The organism is Rhodococcus sp. MurmanLake-1, from assembly GCF_056945715.1.
Genome location: NZ_JBWZNF010000005.1, coordinates 327882 through 341063 on the forward strand (window position 1 = coordinate 327882; position 13182 = coordinate 341063).

The following is a 13182-nucleotide window of genomic DNA, read 5'->3' on the forward strand; positions in this document are numbered from 1 at the left end:
CAGTTGCACCGCAATAGGAGGTCTCAGTCCGGTGACGGTGTGTCAACGGGGCTGCGGCGGCGGAGCGCGATCCCGGTGGCGACGACAACTACACACATCAGAAGTGCCGCGCCGTCGGAGCGTGGCGGATCTTCAGTTGCATCGACGATAACGAACGCGGCGTCGGCTCGGAAGGCTGCGTCGGGCTCGGTTGCGTCGACGTAGGCTCGCAGTCCGGACTCGTCCTGCAAGTACGTCGATGACGGATCGTGCTTGACGTACTTTGACGACACTGTTTCGATCTCGTGCTGCCCGATCGACATGAAGACCAGGGCAGTGAAAGGAACCGTCAACCCCAGCGCCCCGATGACGGGATTCGACGGCAGTACGGATCCGAGCAGCAATCCCGACCCGACGCCTAGCGCGACAATGCGGAGCAGTAGAGCAAGTTCGTGTTCGCCGTCGAAGATCCACTCCGACAACGGGATCGCAGCCAGCAGAGCCAGACCTGCGATCGTGCGATCCCGGTGTCGGGAACGCGACAAGCCGAAGACGACCGCGATGATCGCGAGGGCAGCGATCACCAACGGCGAGGTTCGGTCACCGTCGAGAAAGAAGCGGTCGGTCAGATCCGCGAACACCGTCGTGGCGGCGGCTCCAACAGCGGTTGCAGCCCAAAGGAATCCGCCACTGCCTGAAGTTGTGTCCAGTCTCCTCACACAGAACCAGGTCAGGGTGAGGACGGCGACGGTGGACGCGACCATGACCAGCCAACCCGAAAACGTCGGTGGGTTCTCTTGCCGGTCGACGACCGAACTCAGAATCCGTTGGGTGACAGCGAGGCCGGTGACAACTGCCAGAGCGGCTGCGGCGACGCCCGGTTCGCTTTCGCTGATCCGCAATTCGGAGTCGTCTGTCACTGCGCACGCCACTGCGCAGATCAGGGTCAGCAACAGAAGTGCCCAGGCAGGTTCGCCGATGGACGACGTGCTGACGGGCATCAAATCGCCGGTGGACGATTGCGCGGCCAACCACGTCGACACCGCGCCAATGATCAGCAGGTTGCGTCCGAGGCGGCTGTCCCACGATGCGGCGACAGCGCCGCCCAGGATGAGTCCGGCTGCAATGGTTTTGGCGAAACCCAGAACGCTCAGCAGATCAAGACCGACTTCTTCGGCGACGAGGAATCTGATCAGAATCAACACGACGACGCCCGAGTACACAAACGCCCACGCACGCCTGCGAGAACCGCGGTGCTGGAGATACGCGCAGGCCCCTACGGCGACGATGGCGCCCACCACGACGCTGGTGGATTGGCTGCTGATCCATTGGTCGATCTTCGACTGCGGCTCGGTAACAGGCCATCTCATTCGCGCTGGGTTCGTCAGCGCCAGGGCGGCAAGGATTCCCGAGAGAAAGGCTGCGAGGGCGCCGGTCCATGACCGGAGGTCGATGGTCATCGGTCTGTCCCGATCAGGCGGTCTCGGTGGGTTCCGATACCTCGACGGGTGGGTGGGATCGTCGAAGGATCGCCGCACCACAGAAGCCGATGATCAGGGCGAAGAGGATTGCAGCGCCGACGGTCTGAGGGGTGACGTAGTCGATGGTGATGCCTATTCCGCGTCCGAATAGTCCTCCGTTGGCGCTGACGTGCGCCGGGATGGGAAGTTCCATCAATCGCTGAATGTCTGCCGCTGTCAACTCTGGCGGCGCGGTGAGCTGATCGGTGAGAATGGCGATCGACGAGAAGGTCATCGCGGCAAAGGGAATGGCGAGTCCGAGTGTGGCGTCGATCAGGCTGCCGGGAGCAAGGGAACCGAACAGCAAACCGGCGGCGAGGCCCAGCGCGGCGATCTTCAGCGCGATTGACCAGACGCCGTGCGCGGAGTCGAAGGGCAGTAGTTCCGACAGCGGAACCGCAACGAGGACGACGATGGGCACTAGGTTTGGCACCTGCTTGTGCAGCCTCAATCCGACGGCAACCGGCAGGGCCGCGAAAAGCACCAGTACCCAAGGGGACTTCAGGTCTCCCCAGTGGCCGGAACCCTTCGCGATGTCGACGAAGAGCGGGGCCGACGCAGCGGCCAGTGCGGTTGCCGCCCAGAGGAACTTGCCACCAGCACCGGAGGTGTCGCCGAGGCGGTAAGCGGCGATCCACGTCAAGGCGAGCGCAGCGCCTGCCGCCAAAACCATGACGATCCAGGCGGTCGCTTCGGACGCGTATTGCTGGCGGTCGATCACGGCGCCGAGCACTCGATGCCCGATCGCCAGCGCGGTGATCACCACGAGAGCGATGCGGATTTCACCCGAGTCCGGCTTGCGAATCCGGAAGCCGGCTTGCGCGGTCACTGCACAGGCGATTGCGGCTGCGGCCGTGGCGCCGATCAGCCACCACGACGGCTCACCCACCGAAGACGTCGTCATCCTGGCTGTCCCACCGGCGAACGTGCGGATCGCGAGGAAGGTGGCGAGCACGCCGAGGAGTGTCGCGTTCTTCGTGGCAGTGCGGTCCCAACTGACGGCAACCACGCAGCCCAGAATGGTGCCGGCTGCAACACTTTTGACGATGATCAAGGCGATCAGCAGGTCCAGTGACGCAACCTCGGGTACGACTGCCCGAACGATCGCGATGACGGCGACGCCGACGGCGATCGCGATCCACGCCGCCCGACGGGACCCGCGACGCTGTGAGAGGGCGCAGGCAAGCACGGCGATCACGGCGCCGAGGCCGACAGCAGTCGGTCCGCTGCTGATCCAGCGATCTACTTCCGAGGGGGAGGCCACGATGGCCCAGTCGCGAAGAACGGGATTGGTCAGGGCCAGCGCCGCGAGTATCCCGGACAGGAGTGCAGCGACGGTGGTGAGGATCGCTCGAAGGTCGAGTGGCATCGGGCCAACCTATCGCGGCGCCGCAACATCGGTCGTGGGCGGCGTGAGTGCCGGAAACCAGATGTCGGTGAGAACGTCTGCTGCGACGTCCGCACCCGCGGTGATCGCGCCCTGTTCCGCCCACCGAATGAAGAAGCGCTCGATCTGTGTCAGCAGGAGTTCGACCCGGAGTTTCGCCTCGTCGTGTCGGCTCTGCGGCCAGCGTGCCAGGTACGACGGCATCGCGTTGGGCAGTGCGGAGATGCCTTCACGTGCCAGTGTTCGGAATTCGGGTTCGAGGACCATGGCCTCGTCCCACGCCCGCATCATGTGGTGGTGATCGCGGCACCAGTCGAGAGCGCGGTTGATCCAGCCGGCGAATTCTTCGCGCGAACCGGAATCGAGTACGTGGTCGAGATCCTGGAATATCGCGAGCGTGCTGGATACGACCGTGTTCGAGCCGAGGGCCTTGAGTATGTCGATCTTGCCGGGGAAGTGCAGGTAGAAGGTGGCGCGGCTGCAACCGACCCGGCCGGCGATGTCCTCGACGGTGACAGCCGCGTATCCGCGTTCGGTGAAGAGCGCGCCGGCAGCATCCACGAGGTCTGCGCGGGTTCGCTGCTTCTGCTTCTCTCGCAGCGTCAGTCTGCCGGAGGTATCTGTCATTACCGGGATCCTAGTGCCGCGGGGGCTCTCACGGGTCAGTTGCACGAGACTCTCCGTCTTTCACTTGACAGTCTGTTAGTGAAAGCTACTCTGTGGTGTAGCGCACAATCGACCGATCAGAGGACGCCATGACCATCTCGGACACAACTCGCACGCCTGACCTACCGGCCGGATTCGACGTCACCGATCCTGCTGTCCTCGGGGAGCGGATCCCTTTCGAAGAATTCGCCGAACTGCGTCGAAGCGCGCCCGTGTGGTGGTGTGAGCAGCCGCCGACCGTTGGTGGATTCCAGGACGAGGGCTACTGGGTGGTCTCGCGTCACGCTGACGTCAAAGAGGTCAGCCAGCGCAGCGATGTGTTCTCGAGCTGGGAGAACACCGCGATCGCGCGTTTCGCCGACGACATGCCACGTGAGGCCGTCGAGATGCTCCGGCATCTTCTGCTCAACAAGGATGCGCCGGAGCACACCAAGCTCCGCAAGCTGATTTCGAAGCTGTTCACGCCGCGCGCGATCAACGGCATGCGCGACGAATTGGATCGTCGTGCGCGCAGCATCGTCGACACCGCTGTGAGCGAAGGCCCGGGCGACTTCGTGAAGCAGGTTGCCAGCGAGCTGCCGCTCCAGGCGATCGCGGATCTGATCGGTGTACCGCAGGACGATCGGGACAAGCTGTTCAAGTGGTCCAACGAGATGATGGGCTACGACGACCCGGAATACCAGGGTGATCCGGCAGTCGCGTCCACCGAGGTCCTCGGATACGCGTACCAAATGGCAGACGCGCGTCGTACCTGTCCGGCAGATGACATCGTCACGACTCTGGTCCAGGCCGACATCGACGGCGACGCTTTGAGCCCGGAGGAGTTCGGGTTCTTCGTGCTCATCCTGGCGGTCGCAGGGAACGAGACCACCCGCAACGCCATCACGCACGGAATGATCGCGTTCCTGGACAACCCCGAGCAGTGGGAGCTGTACAAGAAGGAACGTCCCAAGACGACGGCCGACGAGATCGTCCGGTGGGCGACACCGGTCACCGCGTTCCAGCGCACCGCGCTCGAGGACACCGAGCTGGCAGGAGTGTCGATCAAGAAGGGGCAGCGCGTGGTGATGCTGTACAGCTCCGCGAACTTCGACGAGGACGTGTTCGAGAACCCGATGACGTTCGACATCACTCGTAACCCCAATCCGCACTTGGGCTTCGGCGGAACTGGCGCGCACTTCTGCATCGGTGCAAACCTCGCTCGCATGGAGATCGACTTGATGTTCAACGCCATCGCCGACAACGTCCCGGACATCACCAAGATCGGTGATCCGCGCCGTCTGCGCTCGGGTTGGATCAACGGCATCAAGGAGTTCCAGGTCGATTACAAGAGCACAGGCTGCCCGGTCGCTCACTAGAGTCGGTAGGTGAGAGGTACACCCCACGATCTCGAGGAGCCACCGCATGACTTCGATCAACGACAAGGCAACTGCTCTATTGGCATTGCACCAGCCAGGTAACCCGGTCATTCTCCCGACGGTCTGGGACGCGTGGTCGGCGAATCTTGCGGTGGCTGCCGGTTTTGCAGCCCTGACGGTGGGCAGCCACCCGGTTTCCGATTCCATCGGCAAGCCGGACAACGAGGGCATCACCTTCGACGAACTTCTGCACCGGATCAAGCAGATCACCGGTGCGGTCGACGCCCCGATCTCGGTGGACATCGAGGGTGGTTACGGGCTCGAGCCGGCAGTTCTCATCGACGGGTTGATCGATGCCGGCGCTGTCGGACTCAACATCGAGGACACCGTTCACAGTGAAGGCGGACGCTTGCGTGAGGCGCAGGAGCACGCCGACTTCGTGGGTGGGCTTCGTCAGGCCGCCGACGCAGCCGGAGTTCACGTTGTCGTCAACGCGCGCACCGACCTGTTCGTGAAGCAGATCGGTGACGAGTCCGATCGTGTCGATCGCGCCATCGCACGCCTCAAGCTGGCGGCCGACGCCGGCGCCGACGTTCTTTACCCCGTCGGGCGGCATGACGACGCGACCCAGCGCCGCCTGACGTCCGAACTTCCACTTCCGATCAATGCGATCGGAATCCCGGACCAGGACGATCCGGCAAGTTTCGGTCCGCTCGGAGTGGCACGTGTGAGCTTCGGTCCGTTCTTCCAGATGGCATTGGCCAACCGTGCGAACGAGATCTTGGGACGCTGGAAGTAAGAATGCAGACACTGATGTCGCCCGGCCCGCTTCTCGACGATGGCGGACATTTGGTCGAGACGGGTTGGGCCCCATCGGAGATTCGCAAGTATCGACGCTCTGCGATCACTGCTCCCAAGTTCCGGATCAAGGAGTGGGACTACTACTGCGTTCTCACTGCGGATTACGGCATCGCGTTGACCGTCGCCGACAACGGGTACATGGGCTTGCTCGGAGTCTCCTGGCTCGATTTCCGAACACCGCACGAGACCACCGAAAACGTGATGCTGCCGTTCCCGATGGGAAGGCTCGGTCTGCCCGAAAGCGCGGACGACGGTGATGTGGTGGTGTCGAAAGGTAAAGCTAGCTTCGAGTTTCGCCATGTGGACGGTGGGCGCCACCTGATTGTCGACTACCCGGCTTTCGACGGTGGGCGAGGCCTTCATGCCGATTTGTTCCTGGCGGGTCCTGCCGATGACCGGATGGTGATCGCTACACCGTTTCCGAAGGCGTCCCGATCGTTTTACTACAACCAGAAGATCAACTGCCTGCCCGCTGCCGGGACCGTGCGAATCGGGAGCGACGACTTCACATTTCGCTCGGAAGACTCGTTCGGCGTTCTCGATTGGGGCAGGGGAGTCTGGACTTACGACAACACCTGGTACTGGGGTTCTGCATCCGGACTGGTGAACGGCGAGCGGTTCGGATTCAACATCGGTTACGGCTTCGGCGACACTACGGCGGCCAGCGAGAACATCGTGTTTGTCGGCGGTCGGGCACACAAACTGGACAGGATCGACTTCGGCATCCCGCAGGGAACGTACGACGGCGCTCCGTGGAACTTCTCGAGCAACGATGGTCGCTTCGAGATGACTTTCGAGCCGATCATCGACCGTGCCGCGACTTTCGACGTCGGGGTACTGCGTTCGATTCAGCATCAGGTGTTCGGAAAGTTCTCCGGCACAGTGATCCTCGACGACGGTACCTCCGTGGTCGTTCGAGATCTCCTCGGATTTGCCGAGGAGGTTCGGAACCGCTGGTAGGCCGTACATCTCCGCGAAGATGACGGAACGCAGCATGGGCACCGGGGCATGATCGTGCCCCGGTGCTCGCGTCTCGAGTTATTTCACTTCAGGCTGCTGTTGGTGGGCTGTTCCCGCCGATCGGCTGCTGATACGGATCAACCGACATCGGCGGATAGAACACCGTCTTTCGATCCGGGCCGATCTCCACCCGCCACTCCGTGTGATGCATCGTCCGATGATGATGACCGCACAACAGAACCAGGTTGTCGAGATCCGTTGGGCCACCATCGTTCCAGTGAACAATATGATGAGCATCGCACCACCCCGACGGCGTCCCACACCCCGGAAACGCACACCCACCATCACGAACCGCCAACGCCCGCCGCTGCGGAACCGTCGCTGTTCTTACTTCCTTACCGCAGTCGAGCGGAACACCATTCTCATCCAACAAGATCCGCGTCACGGTGCAGTCGCAGGCCAGCATCCGGGCAGTGTCGATGCTGATCGGGCCCACCCAATCCGTCCACGCGAACCCCAGTTCATCGGTCGACGGCAGGAGGTCTTTCAGAACTTTAAGGTCCGTCATGTCCTTGGCCGACGCGGTCACCGTGATGTGTGGTTTCACTCCGCCTTCGATCGGACCCAACCCCGCCCGCTCATACCGGCGCAACAACTCGCAAAACCCGTCCGCCCGCCGTAATGCAGGCGTGCGGGTGTCCTTGACGCCGTCCTTCTCCGGTGTCGGAGCGGACAGGCTCGACAACAACGTGATCAACCGTGCCCCGTTCACAGCATCCAGATCACCCTTCACAGTGACCCGCCCGTACAAGCCTTTCGAGGCGTAGAACTCGTTACGTTCGGAATCCTCGCCGACCGGAACACCGTCCTCGCGTTTTCCGTACTGCTTCTCGATCCGCCGAATCGCCGCCCGCACCGCATCACAATCCGCGATGTTCTTCGACGCCAACCCGAGCAGAATCCCGCGAGCCTTGTCCACATCCGCCAGGGTCATGTTCTTGGGTGGATGCTGACAAAACGACGCCACCTGCCGCGCCTTCAACGCATCAACGTCACCGCGATGAAACGCATCGCTCACAACGGGTTCGAGCATCAACAACCGCGCCAACCCGACCAGCAGACTGCACTCACCGATCTCCAAATTCGTCGAACCATGCAACCACTGCGCGATCGCCCGAAAACCCTTCCCCCCGAGAACCTCACGGGAAAACATCTCGACGATCAACAACACCATCCGCGACTGCAACTCGTGCCGGGCGCGCACCAGATCCAGAACCTCACTCTTGAGGCCCTCGCCATCCAGCTGCCACGCTTCCCGACTGTCCATGCTCAAAGTCTAATCGAACAAAGTTTCGAACACAAGACTTGGATCTCGAAAACGCTTCCTATGCAATAATTTTCGACAATTCCGATTTTTGGGACTTTTCGGATCTTCATTCGATTTGCGGCAGGCAATCTCGACTGCCTCATTGCATGGACTCTGCTGACGCCGAGCACTCGGCATACATTCCGGCTTCGTGTTGACGTGGACGAGGGCACTTGGACGCGTGGCCGCGCATGGGCTCTGTCAATTGCATTGGTTGCCTTGCCGTACTACCGCGACACGAACGAGCAGATCACGGCCTGGGCGAAACATGCGATTGCCCAGGTCATTGACGACATCCGCACTGAACCCTGAGACCACCTGCGCCGTCTCCGGTTCCGCAACAATCCTTGGAACTCGAGCAGAGAAGGTTATCGGCCTTTGTCCACGGCGTTCGGCGACCGATCAGCCGATCTCGCTCAGGTCTCCGTACACCGTCCGACCCTCCAGGATGGTGGCGAGCACCGTGATGTCGGCCAGCCTGGTCGGCTCGACGTCGAGGGGATTCGCCGACAGCACAACAAGATCCGCGTAGGCACTGGGATAGATGGACCCGATGTGATCTTCGCTGAACAGCTGCCACGCGGCGTTGACCGTATGGGCGCGCACGGCGGCGTCCACGGGGATCCGTTCCTGGGGTGCCACGACGCGGCCGCTGGGCGAAAGCCTGGTGACAGCGTCCTGCATATTCCGTAGCGGATTGGCGGGGGTGACGGGACCGTCGTTGTGGAAGGTGAACCGTTGCCCGGCCGCGAGTGCAGATCCTGCTGCGGCCCAGACGGATCCGTATTCGGGGCCGAACAGGTCATCCACCAGAACGTCACCCCAGTAGTGCAAGTGGTCGATGAAGATGCTGACCGTGACGCCCAGTTCCGCTGCGCGGACGAACTGATCCGGACGCATCGCGCCGACATGTTCGAGGCGCAACCGGTGATCGGGCCGGGGGTGCTCCTTCAGAAGTTGTTCCCACGCGTTGAGAACCATGGTGATCGCGTCGTCGCCGTGCGCGTGGCACGCCATCTGCCACCCTTTGGCGAAGTAGGCGGAACTGATGTCGTGGATCTGTTCGCCGGTGTAGTTGGCGTGCCCGTGCGTGCAGGCGATCCCGAGCGCGCGGGTGGCTTCGGTATCGAGATACGGGAAGCTGGTGGCGATGTTGCCGACCCACGGTGAACCGTCGGACCAGACCTTGATGCCGATCTGGCGCACCAGGTCGTTTCCGTCGCCCGGTGACGCCTCGGTAGTGCGCGCGTCGTTGGACATCTCGTAGAGCCGCAGGCGGGTGGTGAGCAGTCCGGCGTCGGCTATCGCTGCCAGGGCGGGCCGCATCTTGGGGTCGAACGACAATTCGGCGATGGTGGTGATTCCCGCGGCGTTCAGCCGGGCGCATTCGGCCGCCACCAGTGCGGGGAAGTCGTCACCGATGGTGACTGCGTGGCCCGCGACTGCAAACACCGCGGGCATTTCGTACGCGGATCCGTCGAGTGCGCCCGTCGCGTCGTGGCCGTACGATCCGCCGATCGGATCGGGGGTATCGCGGGTGATGCCGGCCTGCACTGCTGCCGCCGTGTTGAAATACGCGACGTGTCCCGAGTTGTGCATGATCACGAGGGGGTACTCCGGCGCTACGGAGTCCAGCCAGTCGATGGTCGGATCGGGTAGGCCCTTCTGCAGCAACGGGTCCCAACCGTTCAAAGAAGCGCCGGCAGCACCTCGCGAACGAACAGTGTCGACGACGGCAGCAACTACGGCATCCGCCTCGGCGATCGTGACAGGCCGAATGTCGACGACGTCAGGCCCGAGAACGATGGCTTCTTCCAGGGGGTGACCGTGCGGTTCGATGAACCCCGGCAGAACAGCGGCACCTCCGACGTCGACGACGCGGGTATCCGGCCCCACCAGTTTCTCGACGTCCGTGCGCGCGCCGACGGCCGTGATCCGGCCGCCCGTCACGGCGAGCGCCTGGGCGCGTGGTGATTCCTCGTGCATGGTCACGATGTCGCCGTACAGAACCAGATCAGCAGCCATGGTCAGTCCTTATCGGTTGTCCGCGTACGCCTGTAGGTGTGCCACCTGCTCGGGATCGAGTGAGGGACGTACCTTCTCACGGGCGGTTGCCACGTCCGCGGCCGTCACGTCGGCCGCGTCCATGCTCCGACGCATGGCGGCGAGTGCAGCCTCACGCAGGAGAGCCGAGCAGTCTGCTGCCGAGTATCCCTCGAGATCGACGGCCAGAATGTCCAAATCGACATCTTCGGCGAGCGGTACCGACTTGCCGGAAGCACGCAGAATCGCTTTGCGAGCCTCCGCATCCGGCGGCGGTACGAATACGAGACGTTCGAGTCTGCCGGGGCGCAGGAGAGCCGGGTCGATCAGATCCGGTCGATTGGTGGCGCCTAACACCACGACGTCGCGTAGCGGTTCGACGCCGTCGAGTTCGGTCAACAACGCGGCTACGACGCGATCCGACACCCCGGAGTCGGAACTTTGACCACGACGCGGGGCAAGGGCGTCGATTTCGTCGAGGAAGATCAACGAGGGCGCCGAATCGCGTGCGCGCTGGAACAACTCGCGTACGGCCTTTTCGGAGGCGCCGACCCACTTGTCCATCAGCTCCGCACCTTTGACGGCGTGGACGCTGAGGTGGCCTGAGCTGGCAAGGGCACGAACGAGATACGTCTTACCGCAGCCGGGAGGGCCGTAGAGGAGCACGCCGCGGGGTGGGTCGACACCGAGGCGTGCGAAGGAGTCGGGGTGCTGCAGCGGCCACAGGACCGCCTCGGTGAGCGCCTGTTTGGTTTCGACCATATCGCCGACGTCGTCGAGGGTGACGCTGCCGATCGACAGTTCTTCGGTACTCGAACGAGACAGTGGCCGAATCACTTCGAGGGCGCCGACAAGATCTTCCTGCGTTATCTCCGGGGAATCACCGGATTTGGACGCCCGCGTCGCCGCTCGCAAAGCAGCTTCACGGCAGAGCGCCGCGAGGTCGGCGACCACGAATCCGGGTGCGCGCGAGGCGATGGCGTCGAGTTCGAGGGTTCCGGTGGGCACGCGGCGGAGCAGGAGTTCGAGCAATGCCTTGCGGGTTGCGCCGTCCGGCAGGGTAAGTGCGAGTTCTCGATCGCAGAGATCCTGTCCGCGAAGGCGCGCGTCGACGGTTTCAGGATGGGCGGAGGTCGCGACGAATGCCACGCCCGGGGTTGCGACGGCGCTGCGCAATTGTTCGAGGATCAGTGCGGACACCGGTTCCGCGGTGGCCGGAAGCAGAGCGTCGATGTCACTGATCAGCAGTACACCACCGCCGCGCACGGCAGCAACGGCGTCGACGATTCGCTGCAGGCGGGTATTCGCCTCGGTGGCACCGACTCCCGGGCCGTCGAGTTCGACCAGTTTGCGTGAGGACAGGACCGAGCGGGCCAACGTGGCTTTGCCCACGCCGGCGGGGCCCGTGATGAGGACGCCGAGGTGCGGTGAGGCGCCGAGCGTACGGAGCAGTTCTGGTTCGTCGAGTGCCAGGCCGAGCCACTCGGTCAGCTTGGCTGCCTGCGCTTGCGCGCCGACGAGGTGATCCAGCGGAACCGACGGTGCAGGCTCGATCGCGGCTGTAGCGGGACTGGAGACAAGCGCACTCGGTGTCAGCGCACCCGCCGAGCCGGAACCCCAGTTGACCGCCGAATTCGGCTGGACGCTGACCGGACCACCGGCAGGTTCGACGGCCGTGACGGTGAGCAGTTCGGATGTCCACGCGACGCCGAAGGTACGGGAAAGCGCTTGGGTGGCTTCGGAAGTGCTCGTACCCGGACCGAGATCGCGGGGGAGGAGCGAGACCGTGTCGCCGACGCTGACGACCTTGCCCAGAAGAGCTTGTCGCAGAACCGTCGAGCTGATCGAATTTGTCGCCATGGACGAGCCGGTGACGGAGACGGATCGCGCTCCGTACACCGTCACCGGACCGACCACGACGGAAGAGTTCTCGGTCAGGCCGACGTTCGACATGGTGACGTCGTCGAGAAGGATCGTGCCTGCCGGGGTTCCGGTGGGTGCACGGCCCGCGACGGTCGCGGTGCCGCGGGCTCCCATGAGTGCGATGGCATCCCATTCGCGGATGCCCAACGCCGCCAACGCTTCGGGGTGCAAGCGCACGACCCCGCGGCGTAGGTCGGCGGCAGAGGTGTTGAGTCGAACGGTGAGGGCGAGTTCCGGCGAAGTCACCTCTCGAGAGTACGTCGTGGACTAGCGGGGTCGCCGCAATCCGAGACGAGCGGCCGAGCGGCGGCCACCGACGTTGGGTTGGCGTCGGATCGCGCGGCGTTCGGAAGGCTTGATGTCCCAGGTTTCAGGACGTGCTGCCACCCACCGCTTCGAGTGCACGGCAAACGGGATGTGCACCAGGTAGATCGCGATGAGAACGATCAGCAGGATGTACGGGTAGGTGATGAGTGCGGCCGCAGCCAACGTCACCAGGACGAGCAGGCCGGCCGCCATGTGCGGCGGCACGGATACAGACTTCATCGCCAGCGTCGGGATGCGGCTGACGATCAGTGCAGCCGAGAAGAGCGTCCACACGATGACGACGAAGTGCGAAGACCACCAGCCGTCACCCCACTGAGCCGTCGCGGCCAGGGGAGTGAGGGCGATGAGTGCGCCGGCCGGAGCCGGCACGCCGACGAAGTACTCACGTGCGTACGCGGGGACGTCGTCGTCGTCGAGCAGGGTGTTGAAACGTGCGAGTCGCAACACGATGCTGACCGCGTAGATCAACGCGATGATCCAGCCGATGCTGGTGCCGTCCAGCAAGGTCACGTACAGGACCAGGGCCGGGGCGACGCCGAAGGAGATGGAGTCGGCCAGTGAGTCGAGTTCGGCGCCGATCTTGCTGGTGGCGTCGAGCAGTCGCGCGATGCGGCCGTCGAGTGAATCGAGGACGGCAGCGGCGCCGATCATCGCGAGCGAGGTACCGGGTTGTCCGTCGAGAGCGAATTTGACGGCGGACAGCCCGGCGCACAGCGCCAGGATGGTGATGACGGACGGCAGCAACCGCACCGCCTGGGTGCGTTTGGGCATCTTCGCGCCGGGTTGGGCTGC

The 13182-nt window shown here is 63.5% G+C and carries 11 protein-coding genes; 4 read left to right on the top strand and 7 right to left on the bottom strand.

Features of this window, described 5'->3' with window-relative positions; all coding sequences use genetic code 11:
• Positions 1-23 precede the first annotated feature (23 nt).
• From AC2ETI_RS16840 to AC2ETI_RS16850, 3 genes are read right to left on the bottom strand one after another with little or no spacing between them, the layout of a single operon-like run.
• Entirely contained in the window at positions 24-1439 is a 1416-nt protein-coding gene (locus AC2ETI_RS16840) for a hypothetical protein (RefSeq protein WP_483634140.1), read from the bottom strand.
• A 13-nt stretch (positions 1440-1452) separates the two neighbouring features.
• On the bottom strand, positions 1453-2868 hold the full coding sequence (locus tag AC2ETI_RS16845) for a hypothetical protein (protein ID WP_483634141.1): 1416 nt from the start codon (positions 2866-2868) through the stop codon (positions 1453-1455).
• A 9-nt stretch (positions 2869-2877) separates the two neighbouring features.
• Positions 2878-3513: a TetR/AcrR family transcriptional regulator gene (locus AC2ETI_RS16850; protein ID WP_020968862.1), complete on the bottom strand. Its 636-nt coding sequence runs from the start codon at positions 3511-3513 to the stop codon at positions 2878-2880.
• A gap of 128 nt (positions 3514-3641) precedes the next feature.
• Here AC2ETI_RS16850 and AC2ETI_RS16855 point away from each other — a divergent pair, with 128 nt between their 5' ends.
• Genes AC2ETI_RS16855 through AC2ETI_RS16865 form a run of 3 tightly spaced genes read left to right on the top strand, consistent with a single transcriptional unit; the run spans position 3642 to position 6731 of the window.
• The gene (locus AC2ETI_RS16855; RefSeq protein ID WP_019744488.1) at positions 3642-4910 is read left to right on the top strand and encodes a cytochrome P450; all 1269 of its coding nucleotides are present in this window, start codon (positions 3642-3644) and stop codon (positions 4908-4910) included.
• A 46-nt stretch (positions 4911-4956) separates the two neighbouring features.
• A complete protein-coding gene (locus AC2ETI_RS16860; RefSeq protein WP_483634142.1) occupies positions 4957-5709 on the top strand; it encodes an isocitrate lyase/PEP mutase family protein in 753 nt (250 codons plus the stop codon).
• A gap of 2 nt (positions 5710-5711) precedes the next feature.
• A complete protein-coding gene (locus AC2ETI_RS16865) occupies positions 5712-6731 on the top strand; it encodes a DUF2804 domain-containing protein (RefSeq protein WP_483634143.1) in 1020 nt (339 codons plus the stop codon).
• Positions 6732-6819: 88 nt separating this feature from the next.
• Here AC2ETI_RS16865 and AC2ETI_RS16870 read toward each other — a convergent pair whose 3' ends face one another.
• Positions 6820-8058, bottom strand: coding sequence for an HNH endonuclease signature motif containing protein (locus AC2ETI_RS16870; RefSeq protein ID WP_069146186.1), 1239 nt, complete (start codon positions 8056-8058; stop codon positions 6820-6822).
• A 198-nt stretch (positions 8059-8256) separates the two neighbouring features.
• Here AC2ETI_RS16870 and AC2ETI_RS16875 point away from each other — a divergent pair, with 198 nt between their 5' ends.
• Positions 8257-8409, top strand: coding sequence for a hypothetical protein (locus AC2ETI_RS16875; RefSeq protein ID WP_060939319.1), 153 nt, complete (start codon positions 8257-8259; stop codon positions 8407-8409).
• 90 nt (positions 8410-8499) lie between these two features.
• Here AC2ETI_RS16875 and AC2ETI_RS16880 read toward each other — a convergent pair whose 3' ends face one another.
• Genes AC2ETI_RS16880 through AC2ETI_RS16890 form a run of 3 tightly spaced genes read right to left on the bottom strand, consistent with a single transcriptional unit; the run spans position 8500 to position 13161 of the window.
• Positions 8500-10122 (bottom strand): amidohydrolase, encoded by a 1623-nt coding sequence (locus AC2ETI_RS16880; protein WP_483634144.1) that lies wholly within the window; start codon positions 10120-10122, stop codon positions 8500-8502.
• Positions 10123-10131: 9 nt separating this feature from the next.
• Positions 10132-12309: an AAA family ATPase gene (locus AC2ETI_RS16885; protein ID WP_019744483.1), complete on the bottom strand. Its 2178-nt coding sequence runs from the start codon at positions 12307-12309 to the stop codon at positions 10132-10134.
• Positions 12310-12330: 21 nt separating this feature from the next.
• The gene (locus AC2ETI_RS16890) at positions 12331-13161 is read right to left on the bottom strand and encodes a CDP-alcohol phosphatidyltransferase family protein (RefSeq protein WP_029254795.1); all 831 of its coding nucleotides are present in this window, start codon (positions 13159-13161) and stop codon (positions 12331-12333) included.
• Between the last annotated feature and the right edge of the window lie 21 nt (positions 13162-13182).